The sequence below is a fragment of the Teichococcus coralli genome (assembly GCF_009829925.1).
Taxonomy (GTDB): domain Bacteria; phylum Pseudomonadota; class Alphaproteobacteria; order Acetobacterales; family Acetobacteraceae; genus Pseudoroseomonas; species Pseudoroseomonas coralli.
The window spans coordinates 52,787-69,497 of the sequence record NZ_SNVJ01000011.1 but is presented as its reverse complement, the minus strand read 5'-3'; the positions used below and the strand labels follow the sequence as shown (position 1 = coordinate 69,497).

The following is a 16,711-nucleotide window of genomic DNA, read 5'->3' as shown; positions in this document are numbered from 1 at the left end:
CACAACGGCAGTTCGAGGCCCGACTTTTTCAGTCTTAATATTCAGAAATTGCTCGTATTCGCGCCGGCCGCGGCAGAGCTTTCCTCAATCCGCGTCGGCTGCGATGACATTGGTGTTACGGCCCTCAACCAACACGTCGCGCATGGTTTCCGCGCTTTTGCGGCGGATGTCCTCGAAGGCCTGCGGCGTGTGGAAGGCGCTGTGCGGCGTGACGATCAGCCGGCCCGTCAGCCACGGCTCGCGCGCCCGGTAGGCGGCGAGCAAGGGATGCACCGGCTCCTTCGGCGGCTCCTCCGGCAGCACGTCCAGCCCGGCGCCGGCGAGCTGGCCGTCGCGCAGGCAGGCCGCCAGCCCGTCGAGGTCGAGGATCGGGCCGCGGGCGGTGTTCACCAGCACCGCGCCGCGCGGCAGCCGGCGCAGCGCCGCCTCGTCCAGCAGGCCGCGCGTGTGGCGGGTCAGCGGCGTGTGGATGGAGAGCACGTCGCTCTGCGCCAGCAGCTCCTCCAGGCCGCGGACGCGGCGGATGCCCAGCGCCCGGTCCACGCCGTTGGGCAGGAAGGGGTCGAAGAACACCACCCGGAAGCCGAAGGCCTTGGCCCGCAGCGCCACGGCGGTGCCGATGCGGCCGAGGCCGAGGATGCCGAAATTCTGTGTCTCCGCCCTTTGCACGAGGGGAGTCTCAAGATACTGCCAGGGGGCCGGCGGGTCGGCGCGCTGCAGGTCGTGGTGCAGTGCGATACCGCGGCGCAGCGTCAGGGCCAGCGCCATGGCGTGGTCGGCCACCTCGGTGGTGCCGTAGTCCGGCACGTTGCAGACCTTCACGCCGCGGGCGGCGAGCGCCGGACGGTCCAGCCGGTCGTAACCGACCCCCATCCGCACCACGGCCTTCAGCTTGGGAAAACGGTGAAGCTGGCTGCCGGGAAGCCAGTGCCGGAAGATGAACAGGCCGTCCGCCTCGGCGCAGAGCGAATCGGGCAGCTCCTCGACCCCGCCGCGCCCGCCGCCGCGGATCACGCGCACGCCGGGCCCCAGGATCTCCTGCTCCAGCGCGGTGTCGGGATAAAGGCCTTCCGGCTCCAGTACGGTCAGCATCGCCAGTTTCCGTCCCCTGTCGGCATCGTTGTGGGGCAAGGATGCGGGGGCGGCCTTGGGGGCGCAAGGGAGCCGGCCTATCCTGCCGCGCCTCAGGCATGGAGAGGAACGGAGATGGCGCAGCGCTGCATCCTGGTGACGGGGGCCTCCAGCGGCATCGGCGCGGCCACCGCCCGCGCGCTGGCCGGGCCGGGCACCGCCCTCGCCCTGCACGCCCGCGGCAACCGCGAGGGCGCCGAGCAAACCGCGCAGGAGGTGCGCGGGCGGGGCGCCGAGGCGGTGGTGCTGCTGGCCGACCTCCGCGAGGCCGGCGCGCCGGAGCGGCTGGTCGAGCGGGCCGCCGGGGCGCTGGGCGGGCTGGACGTGCTGGTCTCCAACGCCGGATTCGCCGACCGCACCCCGGTCGCGGAACTCACCGACGAGGCCTTCGCCCGCAGCCAGGATACGATCCTCTGGGCGCTGTTCCGCCTGGCGCGCGCCGCCGGGCCGCTGCTGGCGGCGGGGCGGGCGCCGCGGCTGGTCGCCGTCTCATCCTTCGTGGCGCACAACTTCCGCACGGACAGCACGGTGTTTCCCGCCTCCGCCACGGCCAAGGCCGGGGTGGAGGCGCTGGTGAAGGCGCTGGCGCTGGAATGGGCGCCGGCGGTGACGGTGAATGCCGTGGTGCCGGGCTACACCCGCAAGGACGCCGGCGCCCATGCGGCACTGGATGCCCGGGCCTGGGAGGCGGTGATCGCCCGCATCCCGATGCACCGCCTGGGAGAGCCCGAGGACGTGGCGCGCGCCATCGCCTTCCTGGCCTCGGAGGGCGCCGGCTACATCACGGGCCAGTGCCTGCATGTGGATGGGGGCGTGGTGGTCTGAGGGGGCGGTCAGGGGAGGATAAGGGTCTGCCCTCGCCTCCCTCACGCGCAGGTCGGGGAAGAAATCGGGCCTGTCCTCCAACGCTCGGCTGAAGCAAGGATGGGGGAGCGAACTCCCCCATTCCCCCTCCTTTTTCTGTCAGTTTCCGGCGCTGCCTTGAGGCAAGGGCCCCGCCGACGGTCCGCCCGGTGGCCGCCGCCGCCGGGGCTGCTCCAGCCCCGGCGTGGGTCCGCCCCACCGGCGCAACAGTTGGATCAGAAAGAAAGAAGAGGGGGCCTGGGGGAGAATTCATTCTCCCCCAGTTTTGCCCGTACTGCCGTCCCTGGGCGGATTTGAGGGGCAGGCCCGAATTCTCCCCCGGATCCCTTCTGCATCCTTATCTGTCAGTTTGCTGCGCGGATGGCGCGCGCTCGCGCCGGGGCTGCGACAGCCCCGGCGATTGTCGCCGCGTGGATCATCGGCGGCGCCTTCGTCTCAAGGCAGAGCCGAAAATTGGCAGAGGAAGGGGATGGGGGTGCGAGGCACTGCCTTGGGCAATTCACCCAACCCTGTTCCGGCTGGCTGCCCAGGATGCGCCCGCGTTCATTTTCCCCCCTTCTCATCCCATCTCCTGCCGGCTGGGCTTGCATCGGCCCTGCGCATCCGCGCGGCAGCGGCAGGAAATCCTCTCGCCGCAGGCGGGGCCGAAAGCTGGTAGAAGAAGGGCAGGGCGGAGGGCGCTGCCTGCCATCCCGCTCCGCCCGTGCAGGGGCAGGCCCGGCCGGGTGCGATCCGCAGCAGGTTCTGCCGCCCCTACGCATGGCGGCCGGCCGGGAAAGGACCCGAGGATGACGGACGAGCTTGTCTTCTACACCCATCCGATGTCGCGCGGCCGCATCGTCCGCTGGGCGCTGGAGGAGAGCGGCCAGCCCTATCGGACTGAGATCGTCGAATACGGGCCCGCCATGCAGGCGCCGGGCTTCCGCGCCCTCAACCCGATGGGCAAGGTGCCCGTCCTTTCCCACGGCGGGACGGTGGTGACCGAGACCGCCGCCATCTGCGCCTATCTCGCCGATGCCTTCCCGGCGGCGCAGCTGGCCCCGGCGGTGGAGGACCGGCGGCGCGGCCCCTACTACCGCTGGCTGTTCTTCGCCGCCGGCCCGGTCGAGGCGGCGGTGAGCAACGCCGCCTGCGGTTTCGTGGTGCCGGAGGAGAAGCGGGCGATGGTGGGGCACGGCACGCTCGCCGCGGTGCTGGACGTGCTGGAAGGCGCGGTGAGCCGGGGCGACTACCTGCTCGGCGACCGCTTCACCATGGCCGACCTCTATCTTGGATCGCAGGTCGGATGGGGGATGATGTTCGGCATGGTGGAGCGGCGGCCGGCCTTCGAGCGCTACTGGGAGCGCCTCGCCGCACGGCCGGCGGCGCTGCGGGCGCGGCAGATCGACGACGCGCTGATGGCCGAGCGCGGCGAGGCGACCACGCCGGAATAGCGCATCATTCCTCGACCAGGGCGCCGGCGAAGACCGCGCCGGTGCCGCCGTCGGCGATGCCGAGATCAGTCACATGCGGGCCGGCATTGCAGGCCAGCGTGGCGCCGACCACCGCCTTGAAGACGCGGTAGGGTGGCTGCCACTCGGCGATGCCGTCGGCGGCGGCGCGCAGCGCGGTGAACTGCGCCGCCACCTGCTCCGCCGGGGCGTCGGAGAGCAGGCCGCAGACCGGCAGCGGCAGCACCGCGCGCACCTCGCCCGCCGCCGCCACGGCCATGCCGCCGCCGCAGGCGATCAATGCATTGGCGGCGGCCGCCATGTCGGCCGGGTCATGGCCGAAGACGCAGAGGTTGTGGCTGTCATGCGCGACGGTGGTGGCCAGCGCGCCGCGCCAGGCGCCCCAGCCCTCGAGCACGCCCAGCACCGGCCGCGCCGGCGCCAGCCCGTGGCGGTGGATGACGGCGAGAAGGGTGGCCTCGGGCGGCAGCACCGCGCGGCCCTCGCGCACCGGCACCGCGATCTCGCCCCATTGCGTGAAGCGCGGGTTCACCACGCTGCGCAGCCGCGCCGTGCCGCCGGGGGCGTTCAGGTGGAAGTCCGCCGCGGCGAGCGGGGCCAGCTTCATCGTGTCGCGCAGGCCGGGAGGGTCGGCGAGGGGCAGGGCGGTGGCGAGGCGCCCGCCTTCCGCCACCCGCGCGCCGGAGGCGAAGACCTGCTCCACCCCGAGGGTCTCCAGCCCGTCCAGCACCAGGAGGTCCGCCCGCCGGCCCGGCGCCACCAGCCCGAGGTCGCGCCGGCCCAGCCGCATGGCGGCGTTCAGCGTGGCCGCGCGCAGCGCCTCCAGCGGCGGCATGCCGTGGCGCACCAGCCGGCGGATCAGGTCGATCATGCCGCCCCGGGCCACGAGGTCGTCGGGGAAGACGTCGTCGGTGCAGAGGGTGAGGGTCTGCGGGTAGCGGGGCAGGGCGTTCAGCGCCGCCACCGCCTCGGGCAGGATGTAATCGTGGCTGCCGCGCAGCTCGACGGTGAAGCCGGCGCGCAGCTTTTCCAGCAGGTCGGCGCCGGAGGTGATCTCGTGGTCCGACTCGATGCCGGCCGCCGCGAAGCCCTGCAGGCCGGGGCCGGAGAGGCTGCGGGCATGGCCGCAGACCAGCTTGCCGCTGGCGAGCCCGGCGCCGACGATGCCGGCCATGCGCGGGCTGCGTTCCAGCACGCCGCGCATGTCCATCACTTCCGCCACGCCGGCGATTTCCGGCCAGGACAGCATCTCCGCCATCTCGGCGGGACCGAAATCGGCGCCGGCGCGTTCCAGCCCGGGCGCGGAGGGCACGCAGGAGGGCGCCAGCACCAGCGCGCGCAGGGGCAGGCCGCGCAGCGCGCCGATCGCCCAGCGCAGCCCGTCCAGCCCGGCCACGTTGCCCAGTTCGTGCGGGTCCCAGCAGATGGTGGTGGTGCCCTGCGGCAGCACCGTCTCGGCATAGCGGCGCGGCGTCACCATCGAGCTTTCGACATGCATGTGCGTGTCGATCAGCCCGGGCGCGATGATCCGGCCGGGCACCGCGCGATGCTCGCGCGCGTCGGCGCGGGTGCCGGGGGCGTGGACGCTGGCGATCAGCGGCCCGACCAGCCCGACATCCGCCGCGCGCAGCTCGCCGGTGGCCATGTCGGCGACCTCGGCGCCGGTGAGCAGGATGTCGAAAGGGGCCTCGCCGCGCGCGGCGCGCACCGCGCGGTCCCGCAGGGCGGGATCATGCAGATCGGCTGGGGTCATGGCCTGTTCTGCCTCCGTGTCGCGGCGCTGGGTAGAGCGGCGGGGCACCTCAAGGCAAGCGGGACGGGAAAGCCCGGGGAAGTGAACTCGCCCAGACCCCCTCCTTCGCTTGCCAGCTTTTGGTCACGCCACCGCGGCGAGCACCACCCGGGCCGGCAGCAGGAGGAGATGGGGAAGCGTTCCGCCCCGGGGGCCTTCAGTGCTTGCGCAGGCAGCCGCGCATGAACTCCTTGCGGGGCGCGCCGTGCAGGTTCTGGGTGCGGGCGGTGGCGTTGCAGCCGCGCATCCGCTCCTGCTGCGCCAGGCGCGCGGGGGAGGGGGCGCGGTGCTGGACAGCCTCCCCGGTGGCCTTGCCGCGCGCGAGGGCAGGGGTCGCGCAGGCCAGGGCCGCGGCGGTGAGCAGAAACAGAAGCGGCTTCAAGGGCAGGATCTCCGTGAACGTTCCGGTTGTATAGCGGAACGCCGGATACGCTTCACCAGGAATGCTGGCTCCCGGAAGCAGGAAACCCGGCCTCTCGCGAGGCCGGGTTTCCGGAAACTGGTGGAGCCAATCGGAATCGAACCGACGACCTCTTGAATGCCATTCAAGCGCTCTCCCAACTGAGCTATGGCCCCTCAGGGAAGTGGCCGGGGTATAACCATGCGGCCAGGGGCGCGCAAGCGGGCGAGACGCTGTTTTTCGTGTTTTTTCGTCGGCTCCGGCCGCTCCGGTGCGGTGCACACGCCGCCCCCCTTTCGCCCGCCCGGCCGGGTGGGTAGCTTCGGCGCATTCCGAACTGGGGAGCGTCTGTGATGCGGAAAATCTACCCGGATGCACGTGCCGCGCTGGAGGGGCTGCTGCAGGACGGCATGCTGATCCACTCCGGCGGCTTCGGCCTTTGCGGCATCCCGGCGGCGCTGATCGAGGCGATCCGCGATTCCGGCGTGAAGGACCTCACGGTCGTCTCCAACAACGCGGGCATCGACGACGCGGGGCTCGGCCTGCTGCTGAAGACGCGGCAGATCCGCAAGATGATCTCCTCCTATGTGGGTGAGAACAAGACCTTCGCCGAGCAGTTCCTGGCCGGCGAGCTGGAGATCGAGTTCAACCCGCAGGGCACGCTGGCCGAGCGCATCCGCGCCGGCGGCGCCGGCATCCCGGCCTTCTTCACCAAAACCGGCTACGGCACCGCCGTGGCGGAGGGGAAGGAGACCCGCGCGTTCGACGGCGAGAACTATGTGATGGAGCGCGGCCTCTTCGCCGACCTCGCCATCGTCCACGCCTGGAAGGCCGACACCGAGGGCAACCTCGTCTTCCGCAAGACGGCGCGCAACTTCAACCCGATGATGGCCACCGCCGCGAAGGTGACGGTGGTGCAGGTGGAGCACCTGGTGCAGCCGGGCGAGATCGACCCTGACCAGATCCACACCCCCGGCATCTACGTGAAGCGCATCGTGAAGCTGCCCGAAGGCTACCAGAAGCGGATCGAGCAGCGCACCACCCGCAAGCGGGTGACGGATGCGATCCCGGCCAACGCGAACGCCTCGGCCGCCGGCGCCGAGAGCCTGGCCTGAGAGGGAGGACGAGACATGCCCTGGACCCGCGATGAAATGGCGGCCCGCGCCGCGCGTGAGCTGCAGGACGGCTTCTACGTCAACCTCGGCATCGGCATCCCGACGCTGGTGGCGAACCACATCCCCGACGGCATCAGCGTGCAGCTCCAGTCCGAGAACGGCATGCTCGGCATGGGGCCCTTCCCCTACGAGGGCGACGAGGACCCGGACCTGATCAACGCCGGCAAGCAGACCGTGACGGAGCTGCCCACCACCAGCTTCTTCTCCTCCGCCGACAGCTTCGCCATGATCCGCGGCGGGCACGTGGACCTCTCCATCCTCGGCGCGCTGCAGGTGGCGGAGAACGGCGACCTCGCCAACTGGATGATCCCCGGCAAGATGGTGAAGGGCATGGGCGGCGCCATGGACCTGGTGGCCGGGGTGAAGAAGGTGGTGGTGCTGATGGAACACACCGCCGGCGGCAAGCCGAAGCTGCTGCGCGAATGCACCCTGCCGCTGACCGGCAAGGCGGTGGTGGACATGGTGATCACCGAGCTCGGCGTGTTCGAGATCGACCGCCAGGCGGGCGGCATGACGCTGGTGGAGCTGGCGCCGGGCGTCACGCCGGGCGAGCTGCGGGAGAAGACCGAGGCCGCCTTCCAGGCCGGCCCTGGCCTGGCCTGAAAGCGGGTCGCCTTCCGCCTCCCCGCCGGCGCACTGACAGAAGGAAGATGGGGGTCCGGGGGAATACCTTCCCCCGGACTTTTTTATGGGTTCGGCGTGGCCTTGCCCTGCGCGTCAAAGCGTTGCCGCTCCTCATCCAGGCGCCGGCGCATGGTGTCCATCTCCCGCTCCCGCTCTTTCAGGCTGCGCTCCCAGTCCTGCCGGTTCGGGGCGGCGGCCTGCGTCGCCGGCGCCGGAGCGGGGCGGGGCGTGCTGCGGCGCTGGACCGGCCGCCTCGGGGCCGTGGCGCGCGCGGCGGGCGGCGGGGGCGTCCAGTCGAGCATGGGGACCGCCGGCTGCGCCACCGGGCGCGGCAGGCCGGGCCGCGCCTCCGGCTGGCTGCTTGCCGGCGGTGTCGCCTGCCACAGCCGGTCGAACTGGCGGGAAGAGTTGCGGAAGAGGTCGCCACCCGGCCCGGTCTCGTTCGGCCATGTCTGGGCCAGGGCCGGAAGGGCCAGCAGGATCAGGAATATGAAAGTCTGCGCCGCGAGCCGCATCGGGCCTCACCATCCGGAAGATGAGGCGAAGATGACGGCTCGTGTTTCCCGGATCAAGCGATCTGATGGCGCTTCAGCGCAGGCCCAGCCAGGCCAGGATCAGCACGCCCAGGATGATGCGGTACCAGGCGAAGGGCGTGAAGCCGATGCGGCTGATCACCGACATCAGCCAGCGCACCACCAGCAGCGAGACGAGGAAGGTGACGACGAAGCCCACGCCGATCTGCCCGGCCGCCGAGAGGTCCAGCTCCGCCCGGTTCTTCCACAGGCTGAACACGGTGGCGGCCAGCATGGTGGGCACCGCCAGCAGGAAGCTGAACTCGGCGGCGACGCGGCGGTCCACCCCCACCAGCAGGGCGCTGATGATGGTGGCGCCAGAGCGGCTGGTGCCGGGGATCATCGCCAGAGCCTGCCCGAAGCCGATCAGCAGGGCCGCCAGCGGTCCGATCTCCGGCACCGAATGGATGGTGGGAGCGGGGCGGTTGCGCTCGATGAGGATGATGGCCACCCCACCCGCGATCAGCGCCAGGGCGATGACCAGCGGCGTGTAGAGCATCTCGGTGATCGGCTTGTAGAGCGTGGCGCCCAGCACCAGCGCGGGCAGGAAGGCCAGCAGCAGGTTGATGGCGAAGTAGTATTCGGTGCTGCCGCGCCGCCACATGCCGAAGGCGATGCGCAGCAGCGTTTCCCGGAACAGCCAGATCACCGCCAGGATAGCGCCGAGCTGGATGCTGATCTCGAAGGTCTTGCCGGGCGGTCCCTGAAAGCCGATCACCTCGCCGAGGAGGATCAGGTGGCCGGTCGAGGAGATCGGGAGGAATTCGGTGACCCCCTCCACCACGCCCATGAGCATGGCGGAAAGGAGCGAGACGAGATCCATGGCGTCGGTCCTGCGCTGGAGCGGACCCGATAGCGTGCAGCGCAACATCTGTCACCGCGCGAAGCCGCGGTTAAGGCTGCGCACGGGATGAAATCGAGGTCAGCTTCACCGGAGTGGAACGAAGCCCCGCTCCGGTGCCGGGATTACTTTACCGTTTGGGCCGCGGTGAAGGCGAAGTTGTCGAAGGAGTTCTCGGCGACGCGGAACCAGGCGTACTCGTCGTCGCGGAAGGGGCGGTAGGAGTCCCAGATCGTCTTGAAGCGCGCGTCCTTGGCGCTGGTCTCGTCATACAGCTCGTGCGTGGCCTTCCAGGCGGCGGAGAGGATCTCGCGCGACCAGGGGCGGAGCTGGGCGCCATTGGCGAGCAGCCGGCGCAGCGCCTGCGGGTTGCTGGCGTCGTAGCGGGCCGTCATGTCCATGTCGGCATCGGCGCAGGCGATCTCGATGGCCGCCTTGTAGGCCGGCGGCAGGGCCTCCCAGGCGTTCTTGCCGACCAGCAGGTGCAGCCGAGCGCCGGGCTCCCAGAAGCCGGGGAAATAGTAGTTCGGCGCCACCCGGGCGAAGCCGAGCTTCTCGTCGTCATAGGGACCGACGAACTCCACCGCGTCCAGCGTGCCGCGCTCCAGCGAGGGGTAGATGTCGGCCGCCGCGACCTGGGTCGGCACCGCGCCCATCTTGGCGAAGACCTGGCCGGCGAAGCCGGCGATGCGGAACTTCAGGCCCTGGATGTCGGCCAGCGTCTTCACTTCCTTGCGGAACCAGCCGCCCATCTGGGCGCCGGTGTCGCCGGCGGTGAAGCCCACGCAGTTGTAGGCGCCGAACAGGTCGGCCGCCAGCTTGGCGCCGCCGCCATGGCGGTACCACGCGTTGTACATGCGGGTGTTCAGCCCAAAGGGCATGGCGGTGAAGAAGGCGAAGGAGGGCTCCTTGCCCACGTAGTAGTAGGAGGCGGTGTGGGCGCACTCCACCGTGCCGGCCTGCACCGCGTCCAGCGCCTGCAGCCCGCCGACGATCTCGCCGGCCGGGAAAACGCGGATCTGGAACTTGTTGTCCGTCAGCGCGGCGACGCGGCGGGCGATCACCTCCGGCGCGCCGAAGAGGATGTCGAGGTTGCGCGGGAAACTGCTGGTCAGGCGCCACCGCACCTCCGGCGCCGACTGCGCCAGGGCGGGGGTGGCAAGGGCAGCCGGCGCCGCGGCAGCGGCGGCGCCGAGCAGGGCGCGGCGGTTCATTGGCGGGATCCTTCGCAGGCAGTTGCTTGCGGCCCGGCTTGGGCCATGCAGGGGCTTATCCCCTCGATCAAGCTGCCGGGGAAGGGGTGCCGCGCAATTTTATTGCGCGAAGAGCGAAAATTTCGGCTCTTTTGGTGCTTGCCGGACGCCGCAAGAGGCAGGGCTGCCACGTAACTCCCTGCGGAAGCCAGGTCAGGGGGAGTGAACTCCCCCCGAACCCCCCTCCTTCCTCTGTCGGTTTTCGGCGCCGCCTGAGGCCATGGCGCCCCTGACGACCCGCGTGGCAGCAGTCGCCGGGACTGGCCCAGCGCCGGCGCGCGCCCGCGGATCAGACTGACAAAAAGAAAGTCAGACTGACAAAAAGAAAGAATGAGGGGGTCGGGGGGAGAATTCCTTCCCCCCGGGCCTTGCACGGCCCGCCAGCCCGGCGGGACCGCCGCTGCCGCCTCAGTAGCGGTAGAGGTCGTGCTTGAACGGGCCGCTGACCTCGACGCCGATATACTCGGCCTGCTTCGGGCTCAGCCTGGTGAGCTGGGCGCCGACCTTGGCGAGGTGCAGGGCGGCCACCTTCTCGTCCAGCTTCTTGGGCAGGGTGTAGACCTTGTTCTCGTAGGCCTGGTGGTTGGTCCACAGCTCGATCTGCGCCAGCGTCTGGTTGGAGAAGCTGGCCGACATCACGAAGCTCGGATGGCCGGTGGCGTTGCCCAGGTTCACCAGGCGCCCCTCGGAGAGCACGATCAGGCGCTTGCCGTCGGGGAAGATCACCTCGTCCACCTGCGGCTTCACGTTGTCCCAATGGAAGTTGCGCAGCGCGCCGATCTGGATCTCGGAGTCGAAGTGGCCGATGTTGCAGACGATGGCGCGGTGCTTCATCGCCCGCATGTGGTCGATCGTGATGACGTCCACATTGCCGGTCGCGGTGACGAAGATGTCGCCCTTCGGCGCGGCATCCTCCATGGTCACGACCTCATAGCCTTCCATGGCGGCCTGCAGGGCGCAGATCGGGTCGGCCTCGGTCACCATCACGCGGCAGCCGGCCTTGCTCAGCGAGGCGGCGGAGCCCTTGCCGACATCGCCGTAGCCGGCGACCACGGCGACCTTGCCGGCCATCATCACGTCCGTGCCGCGGCGGATGGCGTCCACCAGCGACTCGCGGCAGCCGTAGAGGTTGTCGAACTTCGACTTGGTGACGCTGTCGTTCACGTTGATGGCGGGCACCTTCAGCGTGCCCTTGCGCGCCATTTCCCACAGCCGGTGCACGCCGGTCGTGGTCTCCTCCGAGAGGCCGCGGACGTTCTTCAGCAGCTCGGGGTACTTGTCGTGCATCAGCACGGTGAGGTCGCCGCCGTCATCGAGGATCATGTTGATCTCCCAGCCGTCCGGCCCGCGGACGGTCTGCTCGATGCACCACCAGAACTCCTCCTCGTTCATGCCCTTCCAGGCGAAGACGGGAATGCCGGCGGCGGCGATGGCGGCGGCGGCGTGGTCCTGGGTGGAGAAGATGTTGCACGACGACCAGCGGACCTCGGCGCCGAGCGCGGTCAGCGTCTCGATCAGCACCGCGGTCTGGATCGTCATGTGCAGGCAGCCGGCGATGCGGGCGCCCTTCAGCGGCTGGGAGGGACCGTATTCCGCGCGGATCGCCATCAGGCCGGGCATCTCGTCCTCGGCCATCGAGATCTCCTTCCGGCCCCATTCGGCCAGGGAGATGTCCTTCACCTTGTGGTCGGCGGCGGCGGTGTTCGCGTCGGGCATGGGTCTGTTCTCCAGAAGGTGCCCGCCCGATAGCACGGCCCGCCCCGCAGGGCCAAGGGATGCAGCGAGACATAATAATGTCTTTATGTGTTTTGGCCCTTCAGGGCGCACGGCACGCACTGCACCGCCCTCATGCGTGGTGGCGCCCGCGGCCATACGGGACCGGAGCCGGTCTTCGAAACCGCCCATGGGCAGGATCATGGTCAGGTCTGGGGGAGAATGAATTCTCCCCCAGGCCCCCTCTTCTTTCTTTTTGATCCGTCTGTTGTGCCGGTGGAGCGGACCCACGCCGGGGCTGGAGCAGCCCCGGCGACTGTCACCACCGGGCGGATCATCGGCGGGACCGTTGCTTCAAAGGCAGCGCCGGAAACTGACAGAAAAAGGAGGGGGGTTCGGGGGGAGTTCACTCCCCCTGACCTTGCTTCAGCCGAGCGTTGGAGGGCAGGCCCGATTTCTCCCCCGGACCCCAATTTTATTCTTTTTTGTCAGCCTGTTGTGCGGGTGGCGCGGGCGCGCGCCGGGTTGCGACAGTCCCGGCGACGATTGCCACACGGATCATCAGAGTCGCGATTGCCTCAGGCGGGGCCGGGAACCGAGTGGAAAAGAGGGGTTTGGGAGGGGCGAGGCACTGCCTCGGACGGCTCCCCGGCCGTTGTGCTGCGGCTGAGGCGGCCCTCCCGCCGCGTCACGCCCCGTCGGGGTTGCCGAAGTTCATCACCAGCTCCTGGATCAGGCGCGGGTCGCCCTGCTCCATGACGCGGCGGGCGAAGCGGGCGCAGTCGTCGATCTTCAGCGTCCGCACCATCTGCTTCACGCGCGGGATGGCGCTGGCGTTCATCGAGAGGGCGCGGATGCCGAGGCCCAGCAGCAGCGGTACCAGGCGGGGGTTGCCGGCCATCTCGCCGCAGACGGAGACCGGCATGCGCAGGCGCAGCGCCGCCTCGGTGGCGAACTGCACCAGCCGCAGCACCGCCGGGTGCAGGGGGTCGTAGAGGTGGGAAACCTCCGTCTCGGCGCGGTCCACCGCCAGGGTGTACATCGCCAGGTCGTTGGTGCCGATGGCGAAGAAGTCGGCCTCCAGGGCGATGGCGTCGGCGGCCAGGGCGGCGCCGGGCGTCTCGATCATGGCGCCGAGGGGCGGCAGCTTGTCCGGCAGGGGGATGCCCTTGCGGCGCAGCCGGCGGGCCACCCGCTCGTAGATCTCGCGCGCCTGCGCCACCTCGGCCGGAATGGTGACCAGCGGCAGCAGGATGCGCACCGGACCCTGGGTGGCGACGCGCAGGATGGCGGCGAACTGCGCCTCCAGCAGCTCGGGCCGCTTCAGCAGCATGCGGATGCCGCGCAGGCCAAGCGCCGGGTTGGGGCCGGTGTGCCAGGGCACCACGCCCTCGGCCAGCGCCTGCATGTCCTTCTCGCCGCCCCAGTCGAGCACGCGGATGGTCACGCCATCCCCGGCGAGCGGGCCGACGATCTGGCTGTAGGCCTCGAACTGCGCGTCCTCGTCCGGCAGGTCCTCGCGGTTCATGAAGAGGAACTCGGTGCGCAGCAGGCCGATGCCCTGGGCGCCGGCCTGGGCGATCAGCGGCAGCTCGGCCGGGATCTCCAGGTTGGCCTGCAGCTCCACCTCCTCGCCGTCCAGCGTGACGGAGGGCAGGCGGCGCAGCTTGGCCAGCCGCTGCTTCTCCTTGGCGTAGCCGGCCAGCGCCTCGCGTCCGGCCTCCAGCGCCGCGGCGCCCGGGCGGATGACGATGATGCCGGTGCCGCCGTCCAGCACCGCCTCGTCGCCGCGCCGCGCCGCCTCGGTCAGGCCGGGGCAGCCGAGCACGCTCGGGATGCCGAGCGCCCGCAGCATGATGGCGGTATGGCCGTCGGCGCCGCCCTCCTCGGTGGCGACGCCGGCGATCCTGGTGGGGTCGAGCAGGGCGGCGTCGGCCGGCGTCAGCTCCTCGGCCACCAGGATGGCGCCGGGCGGGACGCCTTTCAGGCTGCGGAACGGCATGGCGGTCAGGTTGCGGGTGAGGCGGCGGGCGATCTCGCGCACCTCGCCGGCGCGGCGCCGCAGGCCGGGCTTGTCGTCGTCCTTGGCGGCGAGGATGGTGCCGGCGATCGATTCCGCCTCGTCCTGCACCGCCGTCTCGGCGGCCAGCAGCTCCTCGGCGATTCGGCGGCGGGCGCCACGCAGCAGGCGGCTGTCGCCCAGCATCATCGAATAGGCGTCGAGCAGCGGCTCCAGCTCGTCCTGCGCCTCCTCGGGCAGGACCGCGAGGCGGCCCTTGAGCTTGCCGACCTGCTTGCGGCTGGCGACCACGGCGGCGGCGAGGCGGGCCTTCTCCGCCTCTACCTGCCCGGCCGGGACGCTGCGGCGCGGCGCCTCGGTCGGCGCCTCGCTGGTGTCATAGACGGCGCCGATGGCGACGCCGGGGCTGATGGCGATGCCGCGGATGGCGACCTCGCGCGTCTTCCGCCCGGCGCGGCGCGGCGGCTCGGCGGACTTGGCGGCTTCGGTCCTCTCGCTCTTCTCAGTCTTCATGGAAACCGGCCTCGATCAGGCCGGCCACAGCATCAAGCGCCTCCCTGGCGTCCCACCCTTCGGCTTCCACCACGACCTCGCTGCCCTTTCCGGCTCCCAGCATCATCAGCCCCATGATGGAGCAGGCAGGCACCTTCTCGCCATCACGGGAGACGGTCACGCAGGCGGAAAACCGCTCGGCGCAGGACACCAGCTTGGCGGCGGCGCGGGCGTGCAGCCCGCGGCTGTTGGGCACCACGACCACCCGGCGCAGCAGCAGCGGGTTGCCTGCCTCGGCCGAGGCCTGCGCCGCCGCCTGGGCCCGGAACACGTCGGAGGGGGCGCGCAGCGGCACGGTGCGGTGGAACAGCAGGGTCATCGGTAGCCTCCGTTGGGTGCGCCCGGCGCCGGGTCAGGCAGGCTTGTCCGGGACGGCTCCCGCGGGGGGAGCGCAGTTCATATGGGTGGGGCAGGCGATATATTTGCGTCCCGCCGCCAGCGCGTGCTCGACGGCCGGGCCCAGCGTCTCGGCGCCGCGGATGCGCGCCAGCTTGACCAGCAGCGGCAGGTTCAGCCCGGCGATTACCTCCACCATGCGCTCGGGAGCCGCGCCCTGCGCCACGGCGGTGGCCAGGTTGGAGGGGGTGCCGCCGATCATGTCGGTCAGGATCACCACGCCGTCGCCGCGGTCAACCGCCACGATGCGGCCGAGGATGTCGCGCTTGCGCGCCTCCAGGTCGTCCTCCGGCCCGATGCAGACCGTCTCGACCTGGGGTTGCGGCCCGACGACGTGCTCCATCGCCAGGCGGAACTCCTCCGCCAGGTGGCCGTGGCTGACCAGCACGAGCCCGATCATGAGAGATAAGCCATCATAGTTTGCAAGAAGGGGCCTCCCGACCCGGTAGGGAATGCGGCGCGCCCGGCGATGCGGCGCCGCGTTGCGCACCCGCGAGGCCGCGGGTGGCGGTCAGTTCACGATGCGTCAGGTCAACCCGCCAGCCCTGCGCCGCCAAATGGGCAGTGAGCATCTCGGCCAGCAGGACGGAGCGATGCCTGCCGCCGGTGCAGCCGAAGGCCACGGTGAGGTATTTCTTGCCCTCCGCCGCGTAGCGGGGCAACAGCGGGTCCAGCAGCGCCGTCATGCGCTGCCAGAATGGGGCGAAGTCTTGATCCTCGCGGATAAAGGCAGCCACCGCCGCTTCCTGCCCGGTCAGTGGCCGCAGCGCGGGGTCGTAGTGCGGGTTGCGCAGGAAGCGCAGGTCGAACACCAGTTCCGCCTCGCGCGGCAGGCCGCGCGGAAAGGCGAAGGACAGCACGGCGACGCCCAGGCCATGCCCCTCCGCCTGCCGGAAGCGGCGCTCCACCATCCGGCGCAGCTCGGGCAGCGGCAGCTCGGTGGTGTCCACCACCCAGTCCGCCGCGTCGCGCAGCGGGGCGAGCAGCGCCTCCTCCCGCGCGACGCCGTCGGCCACCGAGCCGCCGAGCGAGCCGCCCGGCGCCAGCGGGTGCCGCCGCCGCGTCTCGGAGAAGCGGCGCAGCAGCACCGTCTCCTCCGCCGTCACGTAGAGGAGCTGCGGCGCCACGCCGGGAACGTTGTGCAGCCGGTCCATCAGCGCCAGCAGGCCGCCGGCGTCGAAGCCACGGGTGCGGGCGTCCACGCCGACGGCGAGCGGCACGCCGCCGGCCTCGCGCACCACTTCCTCCAGCACCGAGAGCGGCGGGTTGTCGACGCTTTCAAAGCCCAGATCCTCCATGGCGCGCAGGATGGAGGCCTTGCCGGCGCCGGAGAGGCCGGTGACCACCACCACCGGACGCGCCGAGGGAGCGGGCGTGCTCACGCGACGAAGGCTCCGGCGCGCTGCGCCAGCCGTGCCTGCGCGGCGGCGAGGGCCAGCTCCAGCTTGGCGGGAGCGGAAGCTTCAAAGGCATGCAGCGCCAGGCGGGGCAGCGGGCCGCCGGGGGCGGCGAAGCGGCGCGGCTCCGGCAGGCGCGGCACCGCGGCCTGGGGGGCGAGGTCCACCACCAGCCGCAGCGGCGCGGGGCCATGCGGCAGGCCCTGGAAGATGCCGACGCCACGGACCTCCAGCAGCCCGGCCAGCGGCGGCGGCGCCTCGGCCTCGGTGCCCGCGTTGTCCCCGCGCAGCACCACCTGGTCGTCGGCGACCAGCTGCCAGCCCCGCTGCATCAGCCGCAGCACCAGATCGGACTTTCCGGATCCCGGAGGACCCAGGAACAACACGCCTGCGCCTTGCGACGCCGCGCAGCTCCCATGCAGCAACATTTCTGCTCCTGGCCTCCCCGGAACCGGGGCGCTCTGAAACCTGCTGAAATATGGCATTCTGAAGGCGGGTGTGAAAGCTCCCCCCCTCCACGCTGCCAGGTT

At 70.9% G+C, this 16,711-nt stretch carries 16 protein-coding genes and 1 tRNA gene; 4 read left to right on the top strand and 13 right to left on the bottom strand.

Annotated features, from left to right (window positions below; all coding sequences use genetic code 11):
• Positions 1-84: 84 nt before the first annotated feature.
• The gene (locus E0493_RS13740; RefSeq protein ID WP_160937550.1) at positions 85-1,092 is read right to left on the bottom strand and encodes a C-terminal binding protein; all 1,008 of its coding nucleotides are present in this window, start codon (positions 1,090-1,092) and stop codon (positions 85-87) included.
• 114 nt (positions 1,093-1,206) lie between these two features.
• Here E0493_RS13740 and E0493_RS13735 point away from each other — a divergent pair, with 114 nt between their 5' ends.
• Positions 1,207-1,956, top strand: a complete 750-nt coding sequence (locus tag E0493_RS13735) for an SDR family NAD(P)-dependent oxidoreductase (protein WP_160937548.1) — start codon at positions 1,207-1,209, stop codon at positions 1,954-1,956.
• An 827-nt stretch (positions 1,957-2,783) separates the two neighbouring features.
• Positions 2,784-3,428 (top strand): glutathione S-transferase family protein, encoded by a 645-nt coding sequence (locus E0493_RS13730; protein WP_160937547.1) that lies wholly within the window; start codon positions 2,784-2,786, stop codon positions 3,426-3,428.
• Positions 3,429-3,432: 4 nt separating this feature from the next.
• On the opposite strand, the gene E0493_RS13725 is transcribed toward E0493_RS13730, so the two are convergent.
• The 3 genes from E0493_RS13725 to E0493_RS13715 form a co-directional block, all read right to left on the bottom strand.
• Positions 3,433-5,199, bottom strand: coding sequence for an adenine deaminase (locus E0493_RS13725; RefSeq protein WP_160937546.1), 1,767 nt, complete (start codon positions 5,197-5,199; stop codon positions 3,433-3,435).
• Positions 5,200-5,395: 196 nt separating this feature from the next.
• Positions 5,396-5,620 (bottom strand): PsiF family protein, encoded by a 225-nt coding sequence (locus E0493_RS13720; RefSeq protein ID WP_160937545.1) that lies wholly within the window; start codon positions 5,618-5,620, stop codon positions 5,396-5,398.
• A 118-nt stretch (positions 5,621-5,738) separates the two neighbouring features.
• Positions 5,739-5,814, bottom strand: a tRNA-Ala gene (locus tag E0493_RS13715).
• Between the two features lie 177 nt (positions 5,815-5,991).
• On the opposite strand from E0493_RS13715, the gene E0493_RS13710 reads away from it, so the two are divergent.
• Positions 5,992-6,753 carry a CoA transferase subunit A gene (locus E0493_RS13710; RefSeq protein ID WP_160937544.1) on the top strand — a complete coding sequence of 254 codons (762 nt, stop codon included), beginning with the start codon at positions 5,992-5,994 and terminating at the stop codon, positions 6,751-6,753.
• Positions 6,754-6,768: 15 nt separating this feature from the next.
• Complete coding sequence (locus E0493_RS13705) at positions 6,769-7,416, top strand: CoA transferase subunit B (RefSeq protein ID WP_160937543.1); 648 nt, start codon at positions 6,769-6,771, stop codon at positions 7,414-7,416.
• An 83-nt stretch (positions 7,417-7,499) separates the two neighbouring features.
• On the opposite strand, the gene E0493_RS13700 is transcribed toward E0493_RS13705, so the two are convergent.
• The 9 genes from E0493_RS13700 to E0493_RS13660 form a co-directional block, all read right to left on the bottom strand.
• Positions 7,500-7,952, bottom strand: coding sequence for a hypothetical protein (locus E0493_RS13700; RefSeq protein ID WP_160937542.1), 453 nt, complete (start codon positions 7,950-7,952; stop codon positions 7,500-7,502).
• Between the two features lie 73 nt (positions 7,953-8,025).
• Complete coding sequence (locus tag E0493_RS13695) at positions 8,026-8,832, bottom strand: undecaprenyl-diphosphate phosphatase (protein WP_160937541.1); 807 nt, start codon at positions 8,830-8,832, stop codon at positions 8,026-8,028.
• A gap of 143 nt (positions 8,833-8,975) precedes the next feature.
• Complete coding sequence (locus E0493_RS13690) at positions 8,976-10,064, bottom strand: TRAP transporter substrate-binding protein (RefSeq protein WP_160937540.1); 1,089 nt, start codon at positions 10,062-10,064, stop codon at positions 8,976-8,978.
• Between the two features lie 447 nt (positions 10,065-10,511).
• Entirely contained in the window at positions 10,512-11,819 is a 1,308-nt protein-coding gene (gene ahcY, locus E0493_RS13685) for an adenosylhomocysteinase (protein WP_160937539.1), read from the bottom strand.
• A gap of 685 nt (positions 11,820-12,504) precedes the next feature.
• The gene (gene ptsP, locus E0493_RS13680) at positions 12,505-14,349 is read right to left on the bottom strand and encodes a phosphoenolpyruvate--protein phosphotransferase (protein ID WP_160937538.1); all 1,845 of its coding nucleotides are present in this window, start codon (positions 14,347-14,349) and stop codon (positions 12,505-12,507) included.
• The gene (locus E0493_RS13675) at positions 14,339-14,707 is read right to left on the bottom strand and encodes an HPr family phosphocarrier protein (RefSeq protein ID WP_160937537.1); all 369 of its coding nucleotides are present in this window, start codon (positions 14,705-14,707) and stop codon (positions 14,339-14,341) included. Before E0493_RS13675 ends, ptsP begins: the two co-directional genes overlap by 11 nt.
• A gap of 33 nt (positions 14,708-14,740) precedes the next feature.
• Entirely contained in the window at positions 14,741-15,184 is a 444-nt protein-coding gene (locus E0493_RS13670; RefSeq protein WP_160937536.1) for a PTS sugar transporter subunit IIA, read from the bottom strand.
• 13 nt (positions 15,185-15,197) lie between these two features.
• Positions 15,198-16,166, bottom strand: a complete 969-nt coding sequence (gene rapZ, locus E0493_RS13665; protein WP_367614515.1) for an RNase adapter RapZ — start codon at positions 16,164-16,166, stop codon at positions 15,198-15,200.
• Positions 16,163-16,609: an HPr kinase/phosphorylase gene (locus tag E0493_RS13660; protein WP_160937535.1), complete on the bottom strand. Its 447-nt coding sequence runs from the start codon at positions 16,607-16,609 to the stop codon at positions 16,163-16,165. Before E0493_RS13660 ends, rapZ begins: the two co-directional genes overlap by 4 nt.
• Positions 16,610-16,711: the final 102 nt, after the last annotated feature.